Source organism: Microbacterium sp. SLBN-154, assembly GCF_006715565.1.
Classification (GTDB): Bacteria; Actinomycetota; Actinomycetes; order Actinomycetales; family Microbacteriaceae; genus Microbacterium.
The window spans coordinates 2,436,517-2,461,979 of sequence record NZ_VFNL01000001.1 but is presented as its reverse complement, the minus strand read 5'-3'; the positions used below and the strand labels follow the sequence as shown (position 1 = coordinate 2,461,979).

The 25,463-nt window shown below is 69.8% G+C and carries 28 protein-coding genes and 1 tRNA gene; 17 read left to right on the top strand and 12 right to left on the bottom strand.

From position 1 onward, the window contains the following. Positions 1-16 precede the first annotated feature (16 nt). The gene (locus tag FBY40_RS11955) at positions 17-1,042 is read right to left on the bottom strand and encodes a glycosyltransferase (protein ID WP_141938960.1); all 1,026 of its coding nucleotides are present in this window, start codon (positions 1,040-1,042) and stop codon (positions 17-19) included. Between the two features lie 109 nt (positions 1,043-1,151). Between FBY40_RS11955 and FBY40_RS11950 the strand changes: the two genes are divergently transcribed. After that, entirely contained in the window at positions 1,152-2,444 is a 1,293-nt protein-coding gene (locus FBY40_RS11950) for a hypothetical protein (protein ID WP_141938958.1), read from the top strand. Positions 2,445-2,472: 28 nt separating this feature from the next. On the opposite strand, the gene FBY40_RS11945 is transcribed toward FBY40_RS11950, so the two are convergent. The 3 genes from FBY40_RS11945 to FBY40_RS11935 form a co-directional block, all read right to left on the bottom strand. After that, complete coding sequence (locus FBY40_RS11945) at positions 2,473-3,867, bottom strand: DUF222 domain-containing protein (protein ID WP_141938957.1); 1,395 nt, start codon at positions 3,865-3,867, stop codon at positions 2,473-2,475. Positions 3,868-3,997: 130 nt separating this feature from the next. Beyond that, a complete protein-coding gene (locus FBY40_RS11940) occupies positions 3,998-4,930 on the bottom strand; it encodes a hypothetical protein (RefSeq protein ID WP_141938955.1) in 933 nt (310 codons plus the stop codon). Positions 4,931-5,007: 77 nt separating this feature from the next. Further along, positions 5,008-5,700: a phosphocholine cytidylyltransferase family protein gene (locus FBY40_RS11935; protein WP_141938954.1), complete on the bottom strand. Its 693-nt coding sequence runs from the start codon at positions 5,698-5,700 to the stop codon at positions 5,008-5,010. A 193-nt stretch (positions 5,701-5,893) separates the two neighbouring features. Here FBY40_RS11935 and FBY40_RS17670 point away from each other — a divergent pair, with 193 nt between their 5' ends. The 3 genes from FBY40_RS17670 to FBY40_RS11915 are packed head-to-tail and all read left to right on the top strand — an operon-like array spanning position 5,894 to position 9,249. Then, the gene (locus FBY40_RS17670; protein WP_327437041.1) at positions 5,894-7,393 is read left to right on the top strand and encodes an ATP-binding cassette domain-containing protein; all 1,500 of its coding nucleotides are present in this window, start codon (positions 5,894-5,896) and stop codon (positions 7,391-7,393) included. Further along, positions 7,369-8,937 carry a hypothetical protein gene (locus FBY40_RS11920; protein WP_141938949.1) on the top strand — a complete coding sequence of 523 codons (1,569 nt, stop codon included), beginning with the start codon at positions 7,369-7,371 and terminating at the stop codon, positions 8,935-8,937. The genes FBY40_RS17670 and FBY40_RS11920 overlap by 25 nt, the downstream gene beginning before the upstream one ends. A 48-nt stretch (positions 8,938-8,985) precedes the next feature. Continuing rightward, positions 8,986-9,249: a DUF3039 domain-containing protein gene (locus FBY40_RS11915; protein WP_124293512.1), complete on the top strand. Its 264-nt coding sequence runs from the start codon at positions 8,986-8,988 to the stop codon at positions 9,247-9,249. Between the two features lie 4 nt (positions 9,250-9,253). Here the strand turns inward: FBY40_RS11915 and FBY40_RS11910 are convergent, their stop codons facing one another. Then, positions 9,254-10,591 (bottom strand): nicotinate phosphoribosyltransferase, encoded by a 1,338-nt coding sequence (locus tag FBY40_RS11910; protein ID WP_141938948.1) that lies wholly within the window; start codon positions 10,589-10,591, stop codon positions 9,254-9,256. 58 nt (positions 10,592-10,649) lie between these two features. Here FBY40_RS11910 and murI point away from each other — a divergent pair, with 58 nt between their 5' ends. From murI to FBY40_RS11890, 4 genes are all read left to right on the top strand, one after another. After that, complete coding sequence (gene murI, locus FBY40_RS11905) at positions 10,650-11,477, top strand: glutamate racemase (RefSeq protein ID WP_141938946.1); 828 nt, start codon at positions 10,650-10,652, stop codon at positions 11,475-11,477. Positions 11,478-11,486: 9 nt separating this feature from the next. Next, a complete protein-coding gene (gene rph / locus FBY40_RS11900) occupies positions 11,487-12,230 on the top strand; it encodes a ribonuclease PH (protein ID WP_141938944.1) in 744 nt (247 codons plus the stop codon). 2 nt (positions 12,231-12,232) lie between these two features. Next, positions 12,233-12,832 (top strand): RdgB/HAM1 family non-canonical purine NTP pyrophosphatase, encoded by a 600-nt coding sequence (gene rdgB, locus FBY40_RS11895; protein WP_141938943.1) that lies wholly within the window; start codon positions 12,233-12,235, stop codon positions 12,830-12,832. 98 nt (positions 12,833-12,930) lie between these two features. Then, complete coding sequence (locus tag FBY40_RS11890; RefSeq protein ID WP_141938941.1) at positions 12,931-13,848, top strand: cation diffusion facilitator family transporter; 918 nt, start codon at positions 12,931-12,933, stop codon at positions 13,846-13,848. On the opposite strand, the gene FBY40_RS11885 is transcribed toward FBY40_RS11890, so the two are convergent. Then, entirely contained in the window at positions 13,849-16,377 is a 2,529-nt protein-coding gene (locus FBY40_RS11885; RefSeq protein WP_141938940.1) for an ATP-dependent DNA ligase, read from the bottom strand. 46 nt (positions 16,378-16,423) lie between these two features. Here FBY40_RS11885 and ku point away from each other — a divergent pair, with 46 nt between their 5' ends. Together ku and FBY40_RS17335 are read left to right on the top strand one after the other, a co-directional pair. Then, positions 16,424-17,323 (top strand): non-homologous end joining protein Ku, encoded by a 900-nt coding sequence (ku, locus tag FBY40_RS11880; protein ID WP_141938938.1) that lies wholly within the window; start codon positions 16,424-16,426, stop codon positions 17,321-17,323. A 25-nt stretch (positions 17,324-17,348) separates the two neighbouring features. After that, positions 17,349-17,954 (top strand): hypothetical protein, encoded by a 606-nt coding sequence (locus tag FBY40_RS17335; RefSeq protein ID WP_160141392.1) that lies wholly within the window; start codon positions 17,349-17,351, stop codon positions 17,952-17,954. Positions 17,955-17,974: 20 nt separating this feature from the next. On the opposite strand, the gene FBY40_RS11870 is transcribed toward FBY40_RS17335, so the two are convergent. From FBY40_RS11870 to FBY40_RS11850, 5 genes are all read right to left on the bottom strand, one after another. Further along, on the bottom strand, positions 17,975-18,760 hold the full coding sequence (locus FBY40_RS11870; RefSeq protein WP_235014844.1) for a DedA family protein: 786 nt from the start codon (positions 18,758-18,760) through the stop codon (positions 17,975-17,977). 63 nt (positions 18,761-18,823) lie between these two features. Further along, a tRNA-Leu gene (locus FBY40_RS11865) sits at positions 18,824-18,905 on the bottom strand. Positions 18,906-18,975: 70 nt separating this feature from the next. Further along, positions 18,976-19,209, bottom strand: coding sequence for a PLDc N-terminal domain-containing protein (locus FBY40_RS11860; RefSeq protein WP_235014842.1), 234 nt, complete (start codon positions 19,207-19,209; stop codon positions 18,976-18,978). A gap of 48 nt (positions 19,210-19,257) precedes the next feature. Then, positions 19,258-19,860 (bottom strand): pyridoxamine 5'-phosphate oxidase family protein, encoded by a 603-nt coding sequence (locus tag FBY40_RS11855; protein ID WP_141938935.1) that lies wholly within the window; start codon positions 19,858-19,860, stop codon positions 19,258-19,260. A 43-nt stretch (positions 19,861-19,903) separates the two neighbouring features. Beyond that, on the bottom strand, positions 19,904-20,386 hold the full coding sequence (locus FBY40_RS11850) for a universal stress protein (RefSeq protein ID WP_141938934.1): 483 nt from the start codon (positions 20,384-20,386) through the stop codon (positions 19,904-19,906). Between the two features lie 117 nt (positions 20,387-20,503). Here FBY40_RS11850 and FBY40_RS11845 point away from each other — a divergent pair, with 117 nt between their 5' ends. The 7 genes from FBY40_RS11845 (at position 20,504) to FBY40_RS11815 (ending at position 25,043) form a co-directional block, all read left to right on the top strand. After that, complete coding sequence (locus FBY40_RS11845) at positions 20,504-21,661, top strand: CpaF family protein (protein ID WP_235014840.1); 1,158 nt, start codon at positions 20,504-20,506, stop codon at positions 21,659-21,661. Beyond that, positions 21,658-22,524: a type II secretion system F family protein gene (locus FBY40_RS11840; protein WP_141938932.1), complete on the top strand. Its 867-nt coding sequence runs from the start codon at positions 21,658-21,660 to the stop codon at positions 22,522-22,524. Before FBY40_RS11845 ends, FBY40_RS11840 begins: the two co-directional genes overlap by 4 nt. Then, positions 22,521-23,453, top strand: coding sequence for a type II secretion system F family protein (locus tag FBY40_RS11835; RefSeq protein ID WP_141938930.1), 933 nt, complete (start codon positions 22,521-22,523; stop codon positions 23,451-23,453). Before FBY40_RS11840 ends, FBY40_RS11835 begins: the two co-directional genes overlap by 4 nt. 62 nt (positions 23,454-23,515) lie before the next feature. Then, positions 23,516-23,716: a hypothetical protein gene (locus tag FBY40_RS11830; protein WP_141938927.1), complete on the top strand. Its 201-nt coding sequence runs from the start codon at positions 23,516-23,518 to the stop codon at positions 23,714-23,716. 1 nt (position 23,717) lies between these two features. Further along, entirely contained in the window at positions 23,718-24,149 is a 432-nt protein-coding gene (locus FBY40_RS11825; protein WP_235014838.1) for a TadE/TadG family type IV pilus assembly protein, read from the top strand. After that, positions 24,124-24,612 carry a TadE family protein gene (locus FBY40_RS11820; protein ID WP_141938925.1) on the top strand — a complete coding sequence of 163 codons (489 nt, stop codon included), beginning with the start codon at positions 24,124-24,126 and terminating at the stop codon, positions 24,610-24,612. Before FBY40_RS11825 ends, FBY40_RS11820 begins: the two co-directional genes overlap by 26 nt. Next, a complete protein-coding gene (locus FBY40_RS11815; RefSeq protein WP_141938923.1) occupies positions 24,609-25,043 on the top strand; it encodes a pilus assembly protein TadG-related protein in 435 nt (144 codons plus the stop codon). Before FBY40_RS11820 ends, FBY40_RS11815 begins: the two co-directional genes overlap by 4 nt. A gap of 19 nt (positions 25,044-25,062) precedes the next feature. Here FBY40_RS11815 and FBY40_RS11810 read toward each other — a convergent pair whose 3' ends face one another. Next, on the bottom strand, positions 25,063-25,452 hold the full coding sequence (locus tag FBY40_RS11810) for a DUF1304 domain-containing protein (RefSeq protein WP_141938921.1): 390 nt from the start codon (positions 25,450-25,452) through the stop codon (positions 25,063-25,065). Between the last annotated feature and the right edge of the window lie 11 nt (positions 25,453-25,463).

Below are 25,463 nucleotides of genomic sequence, written 5' to 3'. Positions count from 1 at the left end.
CAGCGCCGTCGCGCGGTCACGGCAGGGGTGTGTTGCGATCCCCGATGCGCGAGGTGTCGACGGTGTCGTCGGCCCCGCGGACGAGGCCGATGAGAAACCCCGTGCCCCACGAGAGGTGCATCGTCGGCAGCACCGCGAGGGTCCACGTCTTGTCGCGCCATCCTCTGCCGCCGCCGGGACCCGCGGCGACGACCAGGAGGAGCATGAGATATGCGAGCACCGGCACGTGCACGACGGAGGCGAGGAGCGACGGGATGCCGCTGAGGACACCGGTGATCTGAAGGACGGCCACGATGACGGATGCCGCGGCGACGACGACGAGGGCGGGCGGCGCGAAGAAGCGCAGCGAGTTGACGAGGCCATAGCGGCGTACCAGTTCGCCGCGCCACCTTCCCGTGGCGAAGAACTGCCGCGCGAGGCGGGTCCAGCTCTCCCTCGGCCAGTACGTCACCGACAGTGTCGGGTCGAACCATACGCGGTAGCCTGCCCGGCGGATGCGGAGATTCAGTTCCCAGTCCTCGCCGCGGCGTATCGACTCGTCGAACAGGCCCACTTCGTCGAGGACCGCCCGTCGCATGACGCCGAGATACGCCGACTCCGCGTCGCCTTCGACGCCCCCTCCGTGATACGCGCCCCCGCCCAGGCCGATCCGGGAGTTGTAGGCCCGCGCCACCGCGCGCTGGAAGGGTGTGCGTCCGTCTGCCCGCATCACGCCGCCGACGTTGGCGGCTCTGACGCGCGAGAGGGTCTTCAGGGCGCGGCGGGTGTACCCGGGCTCGAGCTCGGAGTGCGCATCGACTCGCACGATCGTGGGGTACCTGCTCGCGCGGATCGCGATGTTCAACCCGACGGGGATGTCGGCGGCGGGGTTGTCGACGAGGACGATACGAGAGTCGCCGGCCGCGAGTGCGGATGCGAGCGCGGTGGTGCCGTCGCTGGAAGGTGCGAGAGCCAGGATCAGCTCGATCGGGGCGTCGAGGTCCTGCATCAGCACGGTTTCGACCGCACGGGCCAGATAGTCGCGCTCGTTGAGCACGGGCATGATGAAGGACACTCCTGCATCGGCAGGGACGGCGGGCGCAACCCGTCGTTTCCTGTCGTCTGCCTCCACCCGTCGATCATGTCACGCGACCGCTGGCTAGTCTGGACGGGTGAGATGGGTGTCCGACGCGGGGAAGGCCCTCGCCCTGGTGCGGCGGGCTCTGGACAATCGGGCTGCCGTCGCCGATGTCCGTCGACGGCAGGCGGGCGCGCCGCCCCTTCCCAAGGATCACTACCGGATCGCGGTGTACTTCGCCGACGGCGCGGTCAACATGTACCAGATGCGGCAGTGGTACCGCCCCCTGCAGGAGCTGGCGCGCACCTGGCCGGTCGTCGTGCTCAGCCGCGCCGTCACGGGCGCCCGCGCCCTGATGGAAGACGGTGCCCTCCCGGTTGCATTCGTGCCGACGGTGCGCGACCTCGAGCAGTTTCTCATCGCCGAGGACATCCGTGTCGTCTTCTACGTGAACCAGAACACGCGGAACTTCCAGATGTTCCGCTACGGGCGGCGTTGGCATGTGTTCATCAACCACGGCGAGTCCGACAAGATGTACATGACCACCAATCAGTACAAGGCCTACGACGTCGCCTTCATCGCGGGCGAGGCCGCGCGGGACCGCTTGTCCCGCGTGCTGTGGGACTACGATCTCGATCGGCGGACCAGGCAGATCGGCCGGCCCCAGGCCGATCACTACTCCGGATCGGTGCCCTATCCGATCGATGAGCGGACCGTGGTGCTCTATGCCCCCACCTGGGAGGGGGATCGTCCCTCGGCGCACTACGGCTCCATCCGGACCCACGGCGAGGCCCTGATGACGGCGCTCCTCGCCACCGGTCGACATCGCGTCGTGTACCGTCCCCATCCTCGGTCCGGTGTGGTGGATCCCGAGTACGGCTCAGCCAACCGGCGCATCATCGCGGCTCTCGCCGAGGCCAACGCCGCAGACCCGTCGGCCCACCACGTCTTCGACGACAAACCCGAACTCGGGTGGCAGCTCGCCGCGGCCGACATCGCCATCGCCGACATCTCCGCCATGGTCTACGACCGCCTCGCCGCGGGCAAGCCTCTCCTCATCACACGTCCCGCCGACCCTGCGGCCGCTGTCGACGCTCACGGGTACCTATCGGCCTGCGAGTGGCTGGACGCCGACCGTGCGTCGGACGTGGTCGCCGAGACCGATCGTGTGCTGCAGGATCCCGAGGCCGTCTCGCGGCTGCAGCACTGGGTGCGCCACTATTTCGGGGACACCACCCCCGGGGCCGCCACGGAGCGGTTCCATTCCGCTGTGGCGGATCTCATGGCCTCGTGGGAGGACTGGCACCTGCGCAGCGCGGGGTCGGACGACGGCGAGGACGATGTCCAGGACTCCACAGACCGCGAGGGGGAAGAGGAGCTCGACTGAGGCCGGGACGGGAGCATCCAGCCGGAGACTAGAAGGGCGCGGGTTCGTGGGGGTTGTCGACGGGGTGGTCGGTGATCCGGAATTCTCCGGCGAAGGTGGTCCATTTCACCCAGAGGTCGTCGGGGACGTCCTCTTCCGGGGAGAAGTGGACTCCGTGGCCCGGTGGGTTGTCGACGTACACCCGCCCGGTCGGGGAGGTCCATTCGATGACCCCGCCGGGGAGTTGTCGGACTTTCCAGGCGGTGAACTGTTTCATGCTGTGGTGCCGTTGGCAGAGGCAGCAGAGGCAGCAGAGGTTGCAGATCTCGGTCTTCCCGCGCAGGGCGGCGTCGTGGTTGTGGTCGACCTCGCATTTTCGGGCGGGCATCCGGCATCCCGGCCACCGGCAGTGCTTGTCGCGACCCTTGAGGAACCGGTCCATCGCTGCAGTCGGCCGGTACTGGTCTACCGCCATCGTCAACCCCGTGACCGGGTGGGTGAGGAGCCGCTCCCAGGTGCCGTCACTGTTCCCCGCCAACAGCCGCGCCGTGTCGGCGTCGATGGGTCCGACCCCGGCGAGATCGCACGGGACATCGCTCTGACCCATCAGCGCCATCACGGGGATGACGACCTGCACCTTCGCCTTGATCGCTCCCAGCCCGCCCGGCAGGTCACCGGTCGGGTCCAGGCTCGGGGTGGAGGTGAGGAGCAGGTCGGCGAACAGGTCAGCCCGGACCTCGTCCAGGGACCGGGTGTCCGGCATAACGTCCGTATCCGCCCCGGGTTCTCGGGCGGTGATGACCGCGTGGGCTTCGTCGGTGATGCGTTGGAAGATCCCCTCGATCAGCACCGTGGACTGCACGGCCCGCAGCTCCGACATCCCGTCCCCGATCGGGTAGCGGACGATCTTCCGCTCACGAAACGCCCCCGCATGCCGCTCGGTCAGTGTCCGCGGGTTCATCCGCTGGGCGAGGATCTCCAGATCCGCGCGGGCACGACCCGGGGTCTCGTCGAGACAGATCTCCGCCGCGAGCTGATCGAACTCACCCTTGAGCTCGAGGGGCACGCGACGCCCGACATCCTCCACCACGGCCACATGCGCCCGGGTGATCAGCCCCTTCTCCAGGCAGTGCACCGTCGCCGGGTAGTCGTTCACCAACGCGAACGCAGAATCGATCTGGCGTTGCACCGCCCGGTCCGACAGTCGCACCGCCGCCGCGATCTCCGCTGCCACACCCCGCAGCGCCATGTCCCGGTCCCGCACCACCGCCGTCGACCCCTCCGCCAACCGCGCCGCGAACGCCCCCGCGTCAGCCAACGCTCGCGTCTGCTCCGCTTCCGCCGCAGCCAACGCCGCCTGCGCGGCCTCCACCCGCGTGAGCACCCCGGTCAGCTCAGACCGGTCCTCGTCGCTGAGGAGAGTGAGCCGCGGGTTCGAACGCATGTATGAATGATCGCACCAGCCGCCGACATCGAGACCCGAAACCCTCAACCCCAGGTTGAACCGGATATCTGTGTCCGCCCGCCGGGGCGCTGATTGCCGTCGGAGGTCTCGTCGTTCGTCGGATCCCGCGTCACCCCGTCGGTTCGCCACCGTCTGGAGCGGTCGCGCCTACGGTGCGCTGCGCTCTGCTTCTCCGTCGTCCAGGACCGACCGCGCGCACCACCGTGCCGGTCGCGCCAGCGACCATCGCCCCGGCGCGTCGCAGGCCTCCCACGGCTGCCGACTCCATTCGCTGTGCTCCGGGCCGCGGCTCCACATCGGCCGGAAGGATCTCCGGCGGAAGCCCGAAGGCGCGCCGCGATCCGACGAGCACGCGTCGACCGAGGATGTGGTTGCCCGCGCCTCCGACCGCCGCCCCGATGCCGAAGGGGAGCGCCTTACCCAGCCAGCTCGCGCCTCCTCGGGCGGCGAACTGCCGGATGAAGGTCGACTTCAAGCGGTCGACCAGAGGCCCGACCGCCGCGCGGGGGAGGGAAGTGGTGATGATCTCGCCCCAGTACGAGTCGCGCCCCGGACCTTTGCCGCTCGCTTGCTGGGCGAGCTGACGCAGCAGGTCCACGCCTTCGGTGCCGAGCATCATGGTGAGGACCAGCGCGCGTGCCCGATCGGGGTCGGAGACCGCGATCCCGTGCACTTCGGCGATCGATTGAGCGAAGAGCGTCGTCGCTTCGAGGAAGCCGATGGTCTCCACGCCGCTGAGGGCGAGGGTGACCCCGGTGCCGACGCCGGGCACGACGGCAGTCGCACCGACGGCCGCCCCGCCTGTGGTGACGGCGGTGAGGTAGCGGCGTTCGAGGATGCGGATGATCTGAGCCGGTGTCGCGTCGGGGTGTCGAAGCCGGATGCTCCGCAGATGCGCGAGCACCACGGGACGCTGGATGGCCAGTACCCGATCCAAGAGACGGACGACGTGCGGGTGCTCGTCGGACCCGGCAGGCGGAAGGCCGCCGTGCCATGGCGCGTCGTCGGTCATCGAATGGATGCGGTGCACCTTCTCAGCCATGCCGGCGATCCTACGAGAGGGGCGTCTGCGCCCTGGGTGTTGACTTCGGTCGGCCGGCGAGCGACGCGCCGGAAGAATCAGACGAAGAGGTTCGCCCGCTCGAGATCCTCGGCGAAGTCCACTTCGACCGCGTAGAGGTCGGAGATGTCCATCACGCGCAGCTGCAGGCCGTCCTCGATGATCGCCAGCTCGAGCGCGCGCTCGAAGTAGTCCTGATCGGCTACGCGGTTCAGCTGGCGGATGAAGGCGCGCTTGTCGCGGCTGGAGATGTAGTTGATGCCGACAGCCTCGCCGATCCCGCCCACCACGGTCTTGGAGAGCTCCTTGACGAAACCGTCTTCGTCGAGGGTGTACTTGACCTCCTCTTCCGAGACCTTGGCGGTGTTGACGGTGACGAAGGAGCGGTCGTTCTCGATGAGGTCGATGGCCCGGCCGAGAACCCGCGGGTCGAACACGACGTCGCCGTTCATCCACAACACGCCGCCCTTGCCGGTCGCGCCCAGGGCGCGCAGCAACGACTTGGAGGTGTTCGTCTGGTCGTACCGGTCGTTGTAGACGTAATCCGCCTGGGGGAAAGCATCGACGATGGCCTCGGCGCGGTAGCCGACGACCGTGGTGATGCGGGCATCGTCGCCGAATGCGGCCCGGATGTTGTCGTGCTGCTGCCGCATGATGCTGCGGCCGTCGTTCAGCTCCGTGAGCGGCTTGGGCAGGCTGCGGCCGAGCCGCGAGCCCATGCCCGCGGCGAGAATTACGGTCTGAACGGTCAAGATCTGCTCCTGGAGTGTGTGATTCACTGTCGGTTAACCGACTGGACACTCCGTTGTGCCCATCTGATGGTAGCCATGTCCCCTGTGAGGAGGCATAATACCTTCCCGTCGTTGCAGGTTTGTGATATATCGAACGATGACGGTTCCCTCACAACCCGTTCGCCGAATCGGATGCGCTTGATAGCGTGATGAAGTGACTCCCTCACTCCCGATGCCCGACGACGCTGACACGGCTCGCGCCGACAGCGACGACCACGGCGTTGTGGCGCGTGAGGTCGAGATCAAGCTCGTTCCGCCCCTGGCGGCATCCGACTCAGAGGATGATGCGAAGTCGGCCGCCGCCCCGGAGGCGACCGAATCAGCGGCGGAGGCGAAGGCGCAGAGCGCGGGGGCTCCGCCGCGCGCACCTCGGGCGCCGCGGAAGAGCCCGGCGCGGAAGAGTCCCGCACGGAAGACCCCCGCACGGAAGACTCCGGCGCAGAAGACCACCGCCCCGCCGCGCGACGCGCCCCCCTCGAGCCCGAGCACCGATGTCCCGGGCGTCGTCGGCGAGCCGGTGTCGACGCCGAGACCTGCTTTCCCCGACACCGACGCCGTCATCGTGCCGCCCGTGCCGCCGCTGCCCTCGGTGCGCGACGACGCGATCGTCATCCCTCCCCGCCCGCCCCTGCCCGTGCCGTCCGCAGCGGTCCCGGTGCAGGAACCCCCGGTCGAGGAGTCCCCGGTCGAGGAGTCCCCGGTCGAGGAGTCCCCGGTGCAGGAGCCCCCGGTGCAGGAGCCCCCGGTCGAGGAGCCCCCGAGCCCGGAGACGACTCTCGACGAGCCTCCTTCCGGTTCCGTCGAGACACCCGGGGAGACGGAAGCCTCCCGTCTCCACGACAGCCCCCCGCTGTCACTCGCCGACAGCCTCGACCTCCCCGAGCCCGACATCGACCACGCGGCCCTCACGGTGCGCGGGGTGTCGAAATCATTCGGTGGAACGCGGGCGGTCGACGGAATCGACCTCACCATCCCCGCCGGCACCTTCTATGGGCTGGTGGGCCCGAACGGTGCGGGCAAGACGACCACCCTGTCGATGATCGCCGGGCTGCTGCGACCCGACCGGGGCACCATCCGGGTCGGCGACGTCGACGCCGGCGCGAAGCCCTTGCAGGCCAAGAAGCTCATGGGTGTGCTGCCCGACCGGCTGCGCACCTTCGACCGTCTCACCGGACGTCAGCTCCTCTACTACTACGGCGTGCTCCGGGGGCTCCCCTCGTCGGTGGTCGAGGCGCGCAGCGCAGACCTCGCCCGCGCGTTCGACCTCACCGACGCGCTCCACCGCGTGGTCTCGGACTACTCCGCCGGGATGGTGAAGAAGATCATGCTGGCCGGTGCGCTGATCCACTCGCCGCGGCTCCTGGTCTTGGATGAACCGTTCGAGTCGGTCGACCCGGTCTCGAGCGCGGTGATCCTCGACATCCTGTCGGCCTACGTCTCGCACGGCGGGACGGTCATCCTGTCCAGTCACGGGATGGAATTCGTGGAGCGGGTCTGCTCCCGGGTCGCGGTCATCGTGGCGGGGCAAGTCCTGGCAGAGGGCACCATCGACGAGGTGCGCGGCGAATTGACGCTCGAGCAGCGCTTCATCGAGCTGGCCGGAGGCCTGAGCGATGTGGAAGGCCTGGAGTGGTTGCACACGTTCTCCGACTGAGGATCGCTCTCGTCATCGGTGCCCTGCGCGGCGATCGACGCCACCTCACCCGGATGATCCTCGGATCGATCGTGCTCATCGCGGCAGTCGTGGCCGGCTGCTGGGCATTGCTGACGCTGGCCGACGCGCGCGCGGGCGTCGTGCTCGCCGTGACGGTGCTCGGCGGTTCGGGGGTCACCCTCGGGTTCGCGCTCGCGCCGGTCGTGGCCTCGGTCTCGGACCCGCTCGATCCCCGCCGGTTCGCCGTTCTGGGGCTCGCCCCGGCCCCGCTCGCCGCGACGATCGCGGCCGTCGGGCTGGTGAGCGTACCGATCGCTGCGCTGACGGCCGTCGCCGTGGCGGCCGGCGTCACCTGGGGCGAGCTCGGCACGCCGTGGTGGGCGAGCGCGCTCGGCATCATCCTCGCTGTCGTCACCTGCGGCCTGCTCGCGCGCGTCGGGATGGCGGTCACGTCCCTGTTCCTGCGCGAGCGCCGCTCTCGCGAACTCACCGGACTGTTCATCCTCGCCGTCCTCGTCGTCGTCGTGCCGGTCGGCGTGTTCCTCGCGTCGCTGGAGTGGCGCGGAACCGTTCCGTCTCAGCTGTCGGAGGCGGTCGAGATCCTCGCCCTCACACCGCTCGGTGCGGCGTGGGCCTTCCCTGGACTGGTGGTGACCGGGGCCGAGGCCGCCCCGCTGTCGTTCCTCGTGGCCTTCCTCACCGTCGCCGCGCTCACCGGCTTGTGGTTCTGGCTGGTCCGGGTCCTCCTCACCACATCCGAGCGTCCGCTCACCGGTCGTGAGCGCGGTGGTCTCGGCTGGTTCGCTGTCGCCCCGGGCACTCCGGGCGGCGCGATCGCCGCGCGAAGCCTGCTGTACTGGTTGACCGACAGGCGGTATCTGGTCAACGTACTGGTGATCCCGGTCGCCGCCGCGCTCACCGTCGTGCCGCTCCTAGTGGCGGGTGTGCCGCTGGAGATCGCGGTGCTCGTCCCCGTGCCGGTCGCCGCGCTCTTCTTCGGATGGCTGCCCCACAACGATCTCGCGTACGACTCCACCGCGGTGTGGATGCACATCGGCAGCGGTGTTCGCGGCGCCTCGGATCGCATCGGGCGACTCGTCCCGATCATCCTCATCGGCGTCGTCCTGCTGGCGGTGGCGGTTCCGATCAGCATCTCGCTCCACGGCCGGTGGTCGGCGCTGCCGACGATGACCGGGCTCTGCGCCGCGCTGTTCCTGTGCGGGCTCGGGCTCTCGAGCATCACGTCGGCGACCTGGCCCTACCCCGTGACCCGTCCCGGAGACAGTCCCTTCCAGCAGCCGCAGCGCACGGGTTCGGGCGGAGCGCTCGCTCAGGCGTTCGTCATGATCGGTGCGATGGTGTTGAGCGCCCCCGTGGCGTGGTGGGGATGGCTGTCTCTCGGCGGAGACGAGGAGGCGACGACCCTCGCTCTCTGGGGCGGCCTTGCGATCGGGGGCTTCACGGCGATCGCCGGCATCGCGGTCGGCTCCGCCGTCTTCGAGCGGCGGGGGAGCCGCATCATGGAGTTCGCCGAGTCGTCGTGAGCCGTCGGTCCTGCCGGGCGTCCGACAGCGCGGGTACACTTTTCCCTCATGAGCACGCCCCTCGACAGCCCTGACCAGGGCGGCCTCGCCACCCTCGACCGCGAACTCGAAGAGCTCATTCGGGAAGAGAGCCTCGAGCCGGGAGACCACGAGCGGTTCTCGCATTACGTCAAGAAGGACAAGATCCTCGAGTCGGCGATGACGGGCAAGCCTGTGCGGGCGCTGTGCGGCAAGAAGTGGACGCCTGGCCGCGACCCCGAGAAGTTCCCGGTCTGCCCGACCTGCAAAGAGATCTACGAATCGATGGTCTGAGCGCTCACGCGACGTCGACGAAGACCGTCGGCAGCGCCGGATCGGAGCGGCTGAGCGCGAGCGCCTTGACGGGGAGTTCCTCGCGAACACGGGCGTGATGCACGCGGGCCCGGGCGACTCCGTCCGATCCGAGCGCGGCCGCATCGGTGTCCCCGGCCTCCACCAGCGCCACCTGGAGCGGCCGAGCATCGGGATGGTCGACGGCGGTCGCCATCCGTTCGAATCCGTCGGAGACCGCGATGAGTTCGGATGTCGCGGTACCCGCCTCCAGAGTACGGAAGGCGGTCTTCCGGCCACCGCGGGAGGCCTTGTCGGTCGAGGCCTTCGCCACGGGCACCCAGCCGCCCGCGGCATTCTGTCTTGCGACCAGCTTGTAGACCATGCCGGCGGTCGGTGATCCCGACCCGGTCACCACGGAGGTTCCGACCCCGTACGAGTCCACGGGTGAGGCCGCAAGGGCGGCGATCGCGAATTCGTCGAGGTCGCTAGTCACCGTGATCTTCGTTCGCGTGGCACCGAGACGGTCGAGCTGCGCGCGCACCGCCGCAGCGACGGTGGGGAGGTCGCCCGAGTCGATCCGCACCCCGCCGAGCTCGGACCCGGCGACCCGCACCGCAGTCTCCACACCCGTGTCGATGTCGTAGGTGTCCACGAGCAACGTGGTCTCCACCCCGAGCGCGTCGATCTGCGAGCGGAAGGCGTCCTCCTCGGTGTCGTGCAGGAGGGTCCAGGCGTGCGCGGCCGTCCCCATCGTCGGAACGCCCCACGCCCTGCCGGCCTCCAGGTTGCTGGTCGCGGAGAAACCGGCGATGTAGGCCGCACGCGCCGCAGCGACGGCCGAGCGCTCCTGCGCTCGCCGCGACCCCATCTCGGCGAGCGGGCGGTCGCCGGCGGCGACGCTCATTCGGGCGGCCGCGGTCGCCACCGCGGAGTCGTGGTTCATGACGCTCAGCGCCAGGGTCTCCAGGACGACGGCCTCGGCGAAGGTGCTCTCGACGACGAGGATCGGCGAGCCGGGGAAATAGGCCTCACCCTCGCGGTAGCCGTGGATCGTGCCCGTGAAGCGGTACTGCTCGAGGAAGCGGAGGGTCTCCGCATCCACCACGCGGTGGTCGCGGAGAAACCGCAGCTCGTCGTCACCGAAACGGTAGTCGGCCAACTGCTGCAGGAACCGGCCGGTCCCGGCGACAACGCCGAAACGGCGCGCGCCGGGAAGGCGCCGGCCGAAGAGCTCGAACACGCAGCGGCGCGCGGCCGTCCCGTCCCGGAGGGCCGCGTCGAGCATGGTCAGCTCGTACCGATCGGTCAGGAGCGCGCTGGACGGCGCGGCGGAAGGGCTCATGGCGGTCACTCTATCGACGGGCGGGACGCGGGGGCGCCGCGGCGTAGGCTGGTTGATCGTGAACGATGCGCCGATCGGAATCTTCGACTCGGGGGTCGGCGGTCTGACCGTCGCCCGTGCCGTCTCGGCGCAGCTGCCGCGCGAGTCGATCCTCTACATCGGCGACACCGCCCGCTCGCCGTACGGGCCCAAACCCATCGCCGACGTGCGTCGCTACGCCCTGGAGGTCCTCGACACCCTCGTCGAGGAGGGCGTGAAGATGCTCGTCATCGCGTGCAACACGGCGTCGGCTGCGATGCTGCGTGACGCGCGCGAGCGCTACGACGTGCCGGTCGTCGAAGTCATCGGTCCCGCCGTCCGCACCGCGATGTCGACGACGCGCAACGGTCGGATCGGTGTCATCGGCACGGACGGGACGATCGGTTCGGGCGCCTACCAGGACATGCTCGAGGTCAACGCCCGGCTGGAGGTGTTCGCCCAGGCCTGCCCCGCCTTCGTCGACTTCGTCGAAGCGGGGGAGACCGACACGCCGCGGGTCCTCGCGACCGCCGAGGAGTATCTCGCCCCACTCCGCCATGCCGGCGTCGACACCCTCGTCCTCGGCTGTACGCACTACCCCTTCCTCGAGGGAGCGATCAGCTATGTCATGGGACAGGGTGTGAGCCTCGTCTCCAGCGACACCGAGACCGCCAAGGACGTCTACCGCCAGCTCGTCAGCCGCGACCTGCTCGCCGGACCCGACGCCGTCGCGCGCCACGTGTACGAGGCCACCGGCGCCTCGGCCGACGACTTCGTTCGCCTTGCCCACCGCCTGATGGGACGCGAGGTGCGCGACGTGCGTCTCGTCCACACCGGCGCCATCGACCTGCCCGCGTCCCGGGCCTGAAGGAGACACATGTCCGAGATCACCCGTGCCGACGGTCGCCGCCCCGACGATCTCCGCCCCATCACGATCGAGCGGGGGTGGAGCACGCAGGCGGAGGGATCCGCGCTGATCTCGTTCGGCGGAACCCGGGTGCTGTGCACCGCCTCCTTCACCAACGGCGTGCCCCGCTGGCTCACCGGCAAGGGAAGGGGCTGGGTCACCGCCGAGTACGCGATGCTCCCGCGCGCCACCAATGATCGCAACGACCGTGAGAGCGTGAAGGGCCGGATCGGAGGCCGCACCCACGAGATCTCCCGCCTCATCGGTCGCGCGCTGCGTGCGGTCGTGGACACCAAGGCGCTCGGCGAGAACACCATCGTGATCGACTGCGACGTGCTCCAGGCCGACGGCGGCACGCGCACGGCCGCGATCACCGGCGCCTACGTCGCCCTCGCCGACGCCATCGCCTGGGGTCGGGAGCGCAAGTTCATCGGTCAGCGCGCTCAGGTGCTCCACGACTCCGTCTCGGCGGTCTCGGTCGGAATCGTCGACGGCGAGCCGCTCCTCGACCTCGCCTACGTCGAAGACGTGCGCGCCGAGACCGACATGAACGTCGTGGTCACCGGCCGAGGGCTCTTCGTCGAGGTGCAGGGCACGGCCGAGGGGGCGCCCTTCGACAAGCGCGAGCTCGACGCCCTGCTCGAACTGGCCCTGACCGGCTGCGCCGATCTCCGCGAGATCCAGGCGGCATCGCTGGGGGCCGGTGAGGAGTGAGGATGCCGCAGCGGATCGTCCTCGCCACCCACAACGCCCACAAGGTCGCCGAGTTCCAGGCGATCGTCGCGCGGGTGCGTCCCGACCTCGAGGTCTCGGGATACGACGGTCCGGAGCCCGTCGAAGACGGAGTGACCTTCGCCGCGAATGCGCTGATCAAGGCGCGGGCGGCCGCCCAGCACACCGGTCTTCCCGCTCTCGCCGACGACTCCGGCATCCGGGTCGATGTGCTCGGCGGAGCGCCGGGGGTGTTTTCGGCGTACTGGGCGGGGCATCGCAAGGACGATGCCGCCAACAGGAGCCTGCTGCTGGATCAGCTGTCCGATGTCCGCGACCCCCATCGGGCGGCGCAGTTCGTCTCGGTGATCGCCCTGGTCGTACCCGGCGGGCAGGAACAGACGGTGGAGGGCATCTGGCCGGGCCGGCTGGCCACCGCCGAGCGGGGGACGGGCGGCTTCGGCTACGACCCGATCTTCATCCCCGACGCCCAGCCGAGCGCGTCGGAGCGAACGGTCGGCGAGTGGGAAGCGGGGGAGAAGAACGCCCAGTCCCATCGGGCCCGCGCTTTCGAGCGCCTCGCGCCGCTGCTGTCAGCCCTGTGAGTCTGTGCTTGCGGGCCGGCGGCGGCTGAAAAGGAGTCTCATTCCCGACAGGCGCGCCCGGCTCACCCGGAACCTCCCCCCAGATCTAGCCTGGAGGGGTGCACAACCATCCCGAGCCCGCCGGCGGCTGGCGAAGCGCCTCTAGCCGCCGGCTCCTGGCGGTCTCGCTCGGGATCACCGCCGCCGTCATGGTGGTCCAGGTGGTCGGGGCGATCCTCTCCGGATCGCTCGCCCTCATCGCCGATGCCGCGCACATGTTCACCGATGCGGCGGGCCTGGTCATCGCCCTCCTCGCCGCCGTCGTGGCGGCGCGCCCTGCCACCGACCGTCGCACCTACGGCTACCAGCGAGCGGAGGTCTTCGGAGCACTCGCCAACGGCGTCATCCTGATCATCCTCGCGGTGTGGATCGGCATCGAGGCCGTCTCGCGCCTGATCGACCCCGCCGAGGTGGAGGTCGCCGGTGGCGTGATGCTCGTCGTCGCGGTGATCGGTCTCGTCGCCAACGGCGCCGCCCTGTGGCTTCTCAGTGCTGCACAGAAGACCAACCTCAACGTCCGCGGCGCCTATCTCGAAGTGCTCGGCGACCTCCTCGGCTCGATCGCGGTGATCATCGCCGCGGTCGTGATCCTCATGACCGGCTGGGCACCCGCCGATGCGGTCGCGTCGCTCGCGATCGCGGCGATGATCGTTCCGCGGGCGGTCACGCTCCTTCGAGAAGTCGCCTCTGTTCTCAGTGAAGCCGCGCCGCGGGGCATGGAGGTCCGCGACATCCGCGCGCACATCCTCGGCACCCCAGGCGTCGTCGACGTGCACGACGTCCACGTGTGGCAGCTCACCCGCGGTGCGCCGGTCTTCAGCGCGCACGTGGTCGTGTCGCCGGACGTCATCATGACGGGCCGGTCCGACGCCGTGCTGCGCGATCTGCAGGGCTGCCTCTCCGAGCATTTCGACGTGGCCCACTCGACTTTCCAGGTCGAAGGCGCCGGGCACGTCGAGCATGACGCCCACGCCTGATCAGTCCTCGCGGACGACCTCATCGGCATGCTTGTCGGGACGAAGCCCTCGCCAGCGCGAGTGACGCAGGATGCCCGTCGGGGTGAATTCGCCGAACTCGACCTCGCCCACCAGTTCGGGACGAACCCACTGCACTCCTCGGGTGTCGACGGCGGGTACGCCCACGAGAGGGTTCCGATCCGTGGTGAGGGGGGTCAGACGCTCCTGAAGCGCTCGGAGGTCCCGGTCGGTGAAACCCGTTCCGACACGCCCCGCATAGCGCAGACCCTCCTCGCCCGGTATGCCGAGCAGGAGAGAGCCGAAGGTGCGGGCCCGGCCGCCCTGACCCGGCCGGATCCCTGCGATGACGACCTCCTGGGTGCGCGTCAGCTTGACCTTCAGCCACGACTCCGACCGTGCCCCCCGCCGGTACGGCGATGCCGGGTCCTTGACCACCACGCCCTCGAGCCGGAGTTGTCGGCTCGTCTCGAGCGCGATGTCGACATCCTCGAACACCGGCGGCGTCACGACGGCCGGAACGGATGACGCGGCCAGACGCTCCAGCATCGCTCGCCGGTGCCGCAGACGCAGCCCGGTGACATCCTTCCCCTCGACGACGAGCACGTCGAACAGGTAGTAGTGCACGGGGGTGCGGGCCGCCTCGCGCGCGATGTCCCCCTCGCGGACGAGGTTCATCCGAGTCTGGAGGAGGGGGAAGCTCGGGCGGCCGTGATCGAGGGCGACGAGCTCGCCGTCGACGATCGCCGGACTGTCGCCGAGGGCGACGTCCACACCGCTGATCTCGGGATAGCGGGTCGTCAGCTCGTTGCCGCTACGGGCCCAGAGTCGTAGGCGCCGACCGTCCCAGACCCCGATGGCACGAATGCCGTCCCACTTCGCCTCCGCCCACGCCGGAGAGCCCCAGCGCCGGGCGTCGGAGCGTGCGCGGACCGGGGTGGCCGACGTCGAGAGCATGGGGGCGAGGTCGCGCCCGCGGGGCGGCCACGATGCGTCGGGCGCAGCGGCGAGGAGGGCGTCGAGGTCGGGTTCGCTCTGATCGGGCTCCCGCTCCGGGTCGGAGGGCCGCGAGGAGGGCGTGGGGGGCGATGCCGTGACCGGCTGCGCATCGGCTTGCGGCCTGCCCGCGGCATCCGTCTTCATGCGATGCAGGAGCCAGGAGGACTTCTCGCCCTGACCTTCCGTGCGGATCAGGGCGAGCCGGACCCGACCGAGCGGACCGCCGGGGCGGCCTTCGGCGGTGAAGATGATCTCGTCATCGCGCCATTTCTCGGGCTCGTAGTGGCCGGAGTCCCAGATTGTCATGGTGCCGGCCCCGTACTGGCCGGCGGGGATGGTGCCCTCGAAGGTCGCGTACTCCATGGGGTGGTCTTCGGTCATGACGGCGAGCGTGTTGCGGGCGGTCGAATGCGGGATGCCGCGGGGCACCGCCCAGCTCACCAGCACACCGTCGCGTTCGAGGCGCAGATCCCAGTGCAGGCGAGAGGCGTGATGCTCCTGGATCACGAATCTGGGCAGCCCGTCGGGAGGCGTCGGATGCGCAACGGGAGCCGAGGGAACGGGCTCAGGCGTGGCGCCGGCGGTGCGCTTGGCGATGTAGGCGGTCAGCGGTGCGTCGCCGCCGACGCGGACATCCGGCGCGGCGTCGCGATCGAGCGCCGCCAGCGGGTCGCCGATCTCTTCGACGCGGTCGAGGACCTCGTCGAATCGGAGATGACGCAGCTGCGGATCATCCAGCTCGGCCCACGTGCGCGGCGTCGCGATCGTCGGCTGGGGCCGACCGCGCAGGGAATACGGGGCGATGGTCGTCTTCGAACCGTTGTTCTGACTCCAGTCGATCAGCACCCGCCCCTCGCGGACGGCCTTCTTCATGCTGCTGACCACGAGGTCGGGGTGATCGGCTTCGATCGATCGGGCGAGTTCGCGCGCGAGGCGCGAGGCGCCGTTGCTCGTCTGGCCGGGCGGGAGCGCGCAGTAGAGCTGCAACCCCTTGCTGCCGCTCGTCACCGGATAGGGTTCGAGCCCCATCGGAGCGAGGATGTCGCGGGCCCATCGCGCCACCTGCGCGCACTCGGCGAGGCCGGCACCGGGACCGGGGTCGAGGTCGAGAACCAGACGGTCTGCGTCGCCGCGCTCGCCGTCGGCCGTGAAGCGCCACTGCGGCACGTGCAGCTCGAGGCTGGCGACCTGCGCGAGGTAGACCAGGGTGGGAAGGTCCTCGACCAGCGGGTACTCCTTGGTGCCGCCGGAGTGGGGAATGGGCATCCGGGGCACCCAGTCGGGGGCGCCGGGCTCGAGGTCTTTCGCGAAGAACGACATCTCCGGATGTGCGTCGGTTCCCACGCCCTCCGGCCAGCGCTTCCGGGTCACCGGCCTCCCGGCCACGTGGGGAAGCAGGACGGGTGCGATGCGGGTGTAGTAGGCGATGACCTCGCCCTTGGTGGTCCCCGTCTCGGGATAGAGCACCTTGTCGAGGTTCGTCAAGCGCAGCCGGCGGCCGCCGATGCGGACCAGTTGCTCATCGCCGGGCATGGGGCAAGGGTAGCCGGGAGCGGTGTGACAGGTGTTCACTGGTGTGATGAGGTCGATCTGGAAGGGCGCGCTGACGTTCGGGCTGGTCAACGTGCCGGTCAAGGTGTATTCGGCCACGGAGGATCACGACGTGTCCCTCCATCAGGTGCACAACAAGGACGGCGGGCGCATCCGCTACCAGCGCGTGTGCGAGATCGACGGCGAGGTCGTGCCCTACAGCGATATCGACCGTGCCTACGACGACGGCCAACAGACCGTCATCCTGACCAAGGACGACTTCGACGCGCTGCCCGCCGAGAAGAGCCGCGAGATCGACGTCGTCGAGTTCGTGCCGAGCGACCAGGTCGACCCGCTGCTGTTCGACAAGGCGTATTACCTCGAGCCGGACTCCGCATCGCCGAAGGCGTACGTGCTGCTGCGTCGCACGCTGGAGCAGACCGAGCGCACCGCGATCGTGCGATTCTCGCTGCGGCAGAAGACCCGGCTCGCCGCGCTGCGCGTGCGCGGAGACGTGCTTGTGCTGCAGACGCTGCTGTGGTCGGACGAGGTGCGCGAGGCGGCGTTCCCGTCGCTGGAGGAGGACGTGAAGATCTCGGGCAAAGAGCTCGAGCTGTCGGCCGCCCTCGTGGACAGCTTCGCAAGCGACTTCGACCCGACCGAGTTCACCGACGACTACCAGGAGGAGCTGCGCACCCTCATCAAGGCCAAGATCGAGCAGGGCGACGCGATCGACACCGCCGAGACGTTCGGCACCGAGGACGAAGGTGAGGGCGGCGGTGAGGTCATCGACCTGATGGAGGCGCTGCGCGCGAGCGTGGAGCGATCGCGCGCGGCACGGTCGGGGAAGAAGGATGACGGCGCGTCCGGCAAGGCGAGCGGTTCGGACGCATCGGGGGGCCCGGCGAAGAAGAAGGCGCCCCGCAAGAAGACCGCGAAGGCGTCTTAGCGCCGCGCCCCGTCACGCTTCGCGCGTGCGCATTCCCCTTGAGCAGCGCCTCGCGCAGCGACGCGGGAAGGGCGGGCGGGATGTCTGGCTCGACGCCGAGGGCGTGCAGCGACCGGCTGTAGAAGTTCCTCGCCGCGGCGGCGAAGGCGATGTCGACGATCTCGCGATCGCTGAACCCGAGCCGCTGCAGCTCAGCGGCATCCTCGGACGTCATGGACGCCGAGTCCCCGCTCAGTCGCTCGGCGAAGGCCATCATCGCGACCTCGTCGGGGGCGAGTCCCGCCGTGCGGTAATCGCGGGCGATGCGTTCGAGCTCGTCGGCATCGATGTGACCGAGCGCCTTCACGCCGTGGTGGGCGCGGCACGAGGTCGAGCCCAGTGCACCGGCCGCCGCCAGCGTGACCAGCTCGTACCGTCGCATCCCGAGGCTGGGAACGACGGCGCGGATGAGCTGCTCGAATGCGGCGACGGCTTCGGGGTTCAGAGCGGTGACCCTGGTGTGGGTCGTCACATAGCCGAGAGTTTCGCGATCGTCGGCGTACAGCCTGGCGGCAGCGTCTTCGACCTCGCCCTCGGCGGGCATGCGGATGACGGACATGCGCCGAGGGTACGCCCGGCGCCCCGCTCCTAGAAGGGCGGGCCGGACGGCGCTCAGCCCTCGGGGGTCGTTCCCGGGCGGTGCTCGGGCCCGCGCTGGAACACGTCGGGGTCGAGCACGAGCTGGCGCGCCTCGACGGCGTCGGTGTCGACGTCCTCGCCCGCCGCCGCGGCCTTCTTGGCCTTCCGGCGCTCGGCGAGGTAGTGCCAGACGATGAAGATCACCGTGCCGCCGACCGCGACGAGCAGGATCACGTCGATGTAGTCGGTCACGAACTGTCCGACGCCGGGGATGAATCCGATGCCGTAGCCGATCATCGTCAGACCGAAGCCCCAGATGACCGCGCCGATGAAGTTGTACAGGGTGTAGCGGTGCCACGGCATGTGGCCGACGCCGGCCGCCACGGGCGCGAAGGTGCGGACGATCGGCACGAAGCGGGCGAGGATGATCGTCAGTCCGCCCCACCGCTCGAAGAAGGCATTGGTGCGCTCGACGTTGCGCCGGCTGAAGACGCCGGATTCCTTTCGTTCGAACACCGCGGGACCGCCCTTGTGCCCGATGAGGTATCCGACTTCACCGCCGACGAACGCGGCGAGTCCGATCAGGAGTGCCACCCACCATGCGCTGATGCCGAAGACACCGTTGGGCGCCACCTCGGAGGGGTGCGAGAGCAGGCCCGCCATGATCAGCAGAGTGTCACCGGGGAGGAGGAACCCCACCAGGAGGCCGGTCTCGGCGAACACGATGAAGCAGACCACGGCAAGGGCCCAGGGGCCGGCCGCGGCGATGATCGCGGCGGGATCGAGCCAGGGGATGAGAGCGGTGGGAACGGTGTACACGTGAGTCCCGTCGGGTCGCGGCGGCAGGGGCGGCATCTCGCCGTGGAACGAACGGAATGCGCGTGCGGAAGGTGGGACTTGAACCCACACGCCCGGAGGCACAGGAACCTAAATCCTGCGTGTCTGCCAGTTTCACCACTCCCGCGGGTGGGATCAGTCTAGGCGAGCGGTTCCCGCGGGAGCATGGGGATAACCCGAGAGCTCCGACCGTCGGATCAGCGTTTGATGCCGAAGAGGAAGTAGGCCGCCGGCCCGATCCAGTTGACGAGGATGACGGGTATCCACACGGGCTTCGGTCCGGTGACCTGCCGGCTGTCTCGATGGGCGAGGTCCCAGAACGCCAGGAACGCGAATGCGGCCTGCACGATGCCGAGGAGCCCCAGGGCCACGCGGACGACGGGGGCCACGGTGGTGGCCGCCGCAGCGCCTTCGGCTGCACTCTTCAGCACGGTCGAACGGTTGGAAGGTTCACTCGGTGTGATCACAGGAGCACTCTCTCATCTCGACGTAGCAGGGTCCATACCCGTCCCGCGCTGCCGCGGGGGAGGCAGATGCGGGATGGGGGAGGGCTTGAGTCGCCCGTTGTCGATGGGGGCCTTCCACAGCACGCGATGTCCGTCCGTCGACGGATGACGAGTCGGGTTCGGGAATCTCCTGCCGGTGATGAGCGTGGGAGTAATGCGAAGGAAATCGAACTTCGGCACCGGATTCCACGACACCAGGTCGACAGCCCCGGTCTGTTCGATCTCATCGTCGGCGTCCATCCGCCGGACACACCCCTCCATGACGACACTCCACCACTGCGCCCGGTCCGTACCATCGAGCTCGAAGGTGACGAGGGAGGTGTGCAGCAGGTTCTCCAGTTTCGTCCCCGGTGCCGAGCGGACGATGAGCGTGTCCTCGAAGACGAGGTAGTTCATCGGGAACACCAGCGGAGCCCGCTCCCGCTGAGGGAAAGCGAACCTCCCGAGAGACTGACGACGGACGAGCAGCCAGCATTCGTCCGCGGAGAGCTCCCGCACACCGAGCGCCCCCGGCGTCGGCGGGTCAGGCGCCGGTCGGCGCAGGTAGGGATTGGGCGCCCCTTCCACCGCGGTCATGCTCCTGCCCTCCACACGTCGCCTCAGGCGCGCCGTGACAGCATCACCGATGAGCACTCTGCTGCACGGCGGCCGCGTCGACGGAGGCGGGCGCGACGCGGGGGTGGACGACGAGGACCGGACAGTGGGCGTGCTCGGCGCAGGCGGCGCTGACCGAGCCGAGGAGAAGACCGGCGAACCCGCCGAGGCCTCGACTGCCCACGACGAGCATCGCGGCCGACCCACTGAGCTCGATGAGCGTAGGGGCGGCTGCCCCGGCGAGGACCCGCCTCCCGATCTCCGCCGGAGGGTTCTCGCCGAAGGCCTGTCGGATGGCGTCGTCGAGGATCGTCGTGGCATCGTCCTTCGGCGACCACGCGGAGATGAACGCCGGGTCGCTGTAGGGCGGATAGCTCCAGGTGATGACGGCGTCGAGGGGCGCGTGAAGGGCATCTGCCAGGCGAGACGCGTAACGGAGCGCTTCGGTCGACGACGGTGAGCCGTCGACCGCCGCAATGATCAGGTCGTGTCCGCGGTCTGTCGTCATCCCGCCAGCCTGATGGTCGGGCGCGACGGTGGGCGGGACCAACGTCACACCGCCTCGTCGAAGCGGGCTGTGGATAACATCCGGGGACGATCGGCGCGATTTTGCAAGGATGCTCCGGTGACTTCCACCGCCCGTCTCGACGACGCTTCGACCACGGTCGTCGTGGCTCGCGTTCGTGATCGGCTGCGCGCGCAGAGCGCGGATCCGACGAAGGACCCGGATGCGGCGGCGCGGATCGCCGCCGACGAGGTTCGGCGTCACAACGACTACGCCCTGGCCCGGGGTCTGGCCACCATCGATGACGAATCAGGCGCCGTCCGCGAGGTCGTCGCGCAGGTCACCGGCTACGGCCCCCTGCAGGCCTATCTCGACGACCCCGGGGTCGAGGAGCTGTGGATCAACGCGCCTGATCGCGTGTATGTGGCACGAGGTGGGGTGCCCGAGCGGGTTCCCCTGCACCTCACCGACACAGCGGTCCGAGACCTGGTGGAACGGATGCTGCACGCGACGGGCCGCAGGGTCGACCTCAGCCAGCCGTTCGTTGACGCGTCTCTTCCCGACGGCAGTCGCCTGCACGTGGTCATCCCCGACATCACGCGGCGACACTGGGCCGTCAACATCCGGAAGTTCCTCCCGGCCTATCGCGATCTGAACGCGCTGGTCGCGGTCGGTTCCCTCGAGCCTTGCGCGGCGGATCTGCTTCGTCGGGCGATGGGCGAGGGGCGGAGCGTCCTGGTGTCTGGGGCCACCCACGCAGGCAAGACGACGCTGCTCGGCGCGCTGGTCGCCGCCAGCCCCCGGGCGCACCGGATCGTGACGGTGGAGGAGACGTTCGAGCTGGCGGTGTCGGCTCCCGATCTCGTGGCCATGCAGGGGCGACAGCCGAGTCTGGAGGGAACGGGCGAGGTGACGCTTCGCAGACTCGTCAAGGAGGCTCTGCGGATGCGCCCCGACCGCATCGTCGTCGGTGAGGTGCGCGACGCCGAGGCGCTGGACCTGCTCCTCGCCCTCAACACCGGGGTGCCGGGTGCGGCGACCATCCACGCGAACTCCGCGCCCGAGGCCTTGGTGAAGCTCTCGACCCTCCCGCTTCTCGCCGGCCGCAACATCGACGCCGCCTTCGTGGTCCCCGCGGTCGCCCAGGGCGTGGACCTCGTCGTGCACTGCGAGCGAGCGGTGGACGGGCGCCGTCGCGTCGGCGAGATCGTCGAGCCCACGGGTGTCCGCGACGGTGTCATCGCGTCACGCGTCCTCTATCGGGCGGGGGAGCGATGACGCTCCTCTGGGGCGGTGTGCTGGCCGCTGGGATCCTGCTCGCACTGTCGCCCTGGCTCTGGCCCGCCACCGGGGAGAAGCGACCGGCCGTCTCCGCGGCAGAGGGCGGCCGGATGACCCAGCTCCTGCGGGAGGCCGGGCTGGCCCGTGTCACTCCCCTCGCCCTCGTCGTCATCGCGGTGCTGCTCGCCGTCGTCGTCGCCGCGTCGGTCTTCCTGATCACCGCCGTGCTGCCGCTCGCGCTGGTGGCCCTGGCAGGGGCGGCGGTCGCCCCCTACTGGTGGGTGCGGGCCCGGCGCGACCGGATGAGGAAGAACAGGCGATCGCTCTGGCCCGATGTGTGCGACCTCCTCGTCGCTTCGGTGCGCGCGGGCATGTCGCTTCCCGACGCGGTGGCCAGTCTGGCGGAGTCGGCTCCGCTCGCCCTCCGTCCGAACTTCCGCGGCTTCGCCCGCGATCTGGCGGCATCCGGGCACTTCGACTCGGCGATCCTCGCCCTCAAGAACAGCCTCGCCGACCCGGTGGCCGATCGGGTCGTCGAGACCCTCCGGATGGCCCGTCAGGTCGGCGGCACCGAGCTGAGCACGGTGCTTCGCGCACTTTCGGCGTCAGTTCGTTCCGACGCGGCGATTCGCGCAGAGGTGGACGCGCGTCAGTCATGGATCCGCGGCGCTGCGGTCCTCGGTGCCGCCGCTCCCTGGGTGATCCTGGCCCTCCTGGCGCTGCGTCCGGAGGGGGCTGCCGCCTATGCGACCGCGGAGGGGATGGTCCTGATCGTCGGCGGTGCGGTGGTGTCGGTGGTCGCGTTCCGCATCATGCTGCGCATCGGCCGCCTCCCCGAGGCCCGAAGGTGGGCGCGATGACCGCTCTCGCGCTGACCGACGTGTCCCTGGCGGTGTTGCTCGGCGTCGCCCTGGGGGCCGGCATCCTGCTCCTTGTCTCCCGCGCTCCGCGCTGGCGATCGGCCACGCTCAGCCAGCGGATCGCCCCCTACATCCGCGACATCACCGATCCGATCGGCGCCACGCCCCTCACCGGGGGCTTCGGTGATGATCTGGCGGCGATCTGGCAGCGGATGCAGAACACGATCGCCGCGCGTCTGGCCGGTTCCGCCTCGGTGGAGCGGCGCCTCCGCCAGGCGGCGTGGACGAGCGACATCGCCGCCTTTCGCGGACGCCAGCTCGGCTTCGCGCTCGCCGGCCTCACCGTCGGCGCCGTGGTCGTCGTCGTGCTCATGCTGACCGGCCGCGGATCGCCCGCGGCGGTGCTTCTCCCGCCGCTGCTCGCGACGGCGGGCGCCATCGCCTGCGATCTGCAGCTCTCACGCGCCGCTCGGCAGCGACGCGCCCGCATCGAGGAGGAACTCCCTACGGTGCTCGAGTTCCTCGCGCTGTGTCTGTCTGCCGGTGAAGGCATCCTCGATGCGTTGCGTCGTGTGGGCGACCTGTCGGGCGGTGAGATGACCGTCGAGCTGCGCGGCGCGGTCGTCGCGGTGGGAACCGGATCGTCGCTCGCGGACGCCCTCACCGATCTGGCGGCTCGGGTGGATTCCCCTGCGGTCTCACGCGCGGTCGATCACCTCGCGGCTGCGATCGACCGCGGTGCGCCGCTGGCCCAGGTGCTGCACGCGCAGGCGCTGGACGCCCGCGAAGACGCCAAACGAGCCCTCATCGAACGCGCGGGGCGCAACGAGATCGCCATGCTCGTGCCCTTGGTCTTCCTGATCCTGCCGCTGAGCGTGCTCTTCGCTGTGTTCCCCGGCATCTTCCTGCTGCGGTTGGGGATCGGATGATCCGCACCCGCCTCAGCACCCGGAATGACAGGGCCCGGAGGCCCCGACGAAAGGAGAACTGCATGCGCCAGTCCGTGAGCCGAAACTGGACCCGCGCGCGGACCGCGTTCGGCGACGTGATCGCCGACGACCGCGGCGACGTGCCCGGCTGGGTGCTGATCACCCTGATGACCGCCGGACTGGTCGTGGTGATCTGGGCCCTCGCCGGTCCGGCGCTGGCGGGGCTGTTCGAGCAGGCCATCGAGCGCGTCTCGGGCTTCTGAGGTGCCCGCGGGAGCGCGCGCCACGGGTCGTCCGATCCGGCCGTGGGAAGCGGATGCCGCTGACGAGCGCGGCTCCGCACCCGTGGAGTTCGTCCTGGTCGGCGTGATGCTGACCGCGCTCACGCTGGGCGTCCTGCAACTCGGACTCGGCATCTACATCCGCAACGTCATCCATGACGCAGCCGTCGAAGGCGCGTATCACGCCGCCCTCGCCGACACCTCCCTCCTCGACGGTGCAGAGCGTACGTCGCAGATCGTCACGCGCACCGTCGGCGCGGCGTACGCCGACGGTGTCGTCGTCACCGAGACCGCCTCCTTCGGCTACCCGGCCGTGGAGGTGACCGTGCGGGCGCCCCTTCCCGCGATCGGCCTGATCGGTCTTCCCGGTCTGATGGAGGTGAAGGCCCATGCGCCCGTCGAATCGTTCGACTGAGGCGACGGACCTCGCGGGTCTCGCCGATGACCCCGACGACCGCGGCTCGGCCGCACTGGAGTTCATCGTCGTGGGTCTGCTCCTGCTCGTTCCCCTCGTCTACGTCGTCGTGTCCCTCGGGCTCATCCAAGGACAGGCGCTCGGGGTGGAGGCCGGCGCCCGACACGTCGCGCGGGCTGTGGCCGGTGCGAGCGACGCCGCCGATGCCGACCGGCGCGCCGAGCACGTCATCGCCTCGGTCGCGGGGGAGTACGGCATCGACCCCGATCGCCTCGACCTTTCGCTCGCGTGCGCTCCGTCGGGCGGCGCCTGCCCGCGGGCGGGTGCGACTCTGCTCGTGGGGGTGCGCACCACCGTCGCCCTCCCGCTGGTGCCGCCGGTATTCGGCCTGGACCGCGTCGCCGTCATTCCGGTGGAGGCGACAGCCGCGCAGCGCGTGTCACGATTCTGGGAGAGCGGATGACGCGTCGATGCCGGAAAGCCGCCGACGCGTCGGACGACACCGGCAGCGTCCTGCTCCTCACCCTCGGCTACGCCGTGCTCGCGCTCGTGGTCGTCCTCGTGTGTGTCGACGCCACGAGTCTCTACCTCGCACAGAAGCGGGTCGATGCGGCGGCCGACGCCGCGGCACTCGCGGGCGCGGACGGTTTCGAGCTGGTGGTCGACGCCGGTGAACCGCGCGCCCTCCTGACCGACGACGACGTCGGGGAACTCGCCGTCGCTCTCGTGGAGCAGTGGGGCGACGATCTGCGGGTCACCGCCGCGGGCACGCCCGACGGAACATCCGCCCGGGTGACGGTCGCGGGCACGTGGCGGCCTCCGATCGCTACGCTCTTCGTCCCCGATGGCGTGGCGTTGGAGGCCACGGCGACCAGCCGTACCGCGCTGCGATGATCGCCGCGCACCCGAGCGGTCAGACGGCGAGTCCGACGGCGAGCGCGACGACCGCGATCAGCGGCGGCACAGCCTGGATGGCGGCGGGTCGCAGCATCCGGCGATTCGACAGGACGAGCACGAGGCCCGCGGCGACCATCGATCCGGTCGCCACGAACACCAGGGTTGCACCCACGGCGATGACGCCGGCGGCGACGAGCACGATTCCGAGAAGAGCCGAAACGGCCAGGAAGAGGTTGTAGAACCCCTGGTTGAAGGCCATCGCCCTCATCGCCTCCGCCTCCTCGAGGCTGCGGATGCCGAAGGTCTTCCGGGTGCGGGTGCTCGTCCATGTCAGCGACTCCAACACGAAGATGTAGACGTGGATGAGGGCAGCGATCGCTGCGAAGACGAGCCCGACGACGACCATCCTTCGAGCGT

Coding starts and splice junctions, on each gene's coding strand:
- FBY40_RS11955 (WP_141938960.1), bottom strand. CDS start 1,042: ATGCCCGTGCTCAACGAGCGCGACTATCTGGCCCGTGCGGTCGAAACC.
- FBY40_RS11945 (WP_141938957.1), bottom strand. CDS start 3,867: ATGCGTTCGAACCCGCGGCTCACTCTCCTCAGCGACGAGGACCGGTCT.
- FBY40_RS11940 (WP_141938955.1), bottom strand. CDS start 4,930: ATGGCTGAGAAGGTGCACCGCATCCATTCGATGACCGACGACGCGCCA.
- FBY40_RS11915 (WP_124293512.1), top strand. CDS start 8,986: ATGAGCACGCCCCTCGACAGCCCTGACCAGGGCGGCCTCGCCACCCTC.
- FBY40_RS11910 (WP_141938948.1), bottom strand. CDS start 10,591: ATGAGCCCTTCCGCCGCGCCGTCCAGCGCGCTCCTGACCGATCGGTAC.
- rph (WP_141938944.1), top strand. CDS start 11,487: ATGTCCGAGATCACCCGTGCCGACGGTCGCCGCCCCGACGATCTCCGC.
- rdgB (WP_141938943.1), top strand. CDS start 12,233: ATGCCGCAGCGGATCGTCCTCGCCACCCACAACGCCCACAAGGTCGCC.
- FBY40_RS11885 (WP_141938940.1), bottom strand. CDS start 16,377: ATGCCCGGCGATGAGCAACTGGTCCGCATCGGCGGCCGCCGGCTGCGC.
- ku (WP_141938938.1), top strand. CDS start 16,424: ATGAGGTCGATCTGGAAGGGCGCGCTGACGTTCGGGCTGGTCAACGTG.
- FBY40_RS11855 (WP_141938935.1), bottom strand. CDS start 19,860: ATGACCGCGGTGGAAGGGGCGCCCAATCCCTACCTGCGCCGACCGGCG.
- FBY40_RS11850 (WP_141938934.1), bottom strand. CDS start 20,386: ATGACGACAGACCGCGGACACGACCTGATCATTGCGGCGGTCGACGGC.
- FBY40_RS11840 (WP_141938932.1), top strand. CDS start 21,658: ATGACGCTCCTCTGGGGCGGTGTGCTGGCCGCTGGGATCCTGCTCGCA.
- FBY40_RS11835 (WP_141938930.1), top strand. CDS start 22,521: ATGACCGCTCTCGCGCTGACCGACGTGTCCCTGGCGGTGTTGCTCGGC.
- FBY40_RS11830 (WP_141938927.1), top strand. CDS start 23,516: ATGCGCCAGTCCGTGAGCCGAAACTGGACCCGCGCGCGGACCGCGTTC.
- FBY40_RS11820 (WP_141938925.1), top strand. CDS start 24,124: ATGCGCCCGTCGAATCGTTCGACTGAGGCGACGGACCTCGCGGGTCTC.
- FBY40_RS11815 (WP_141938923.1), top strand. CDS start 24,609: ATGACGCGTCGATGCCGGAAAGCCGCCGACGCGTCGGACGACACCGGC.
- FBY40_RS11810 (WP_141938921.1), bottom strand. CDS start 25,452: ATGGTCGTCGTCGGGCTCGTCTTCGCAGCGATCGCTGCCCTCATCCAC.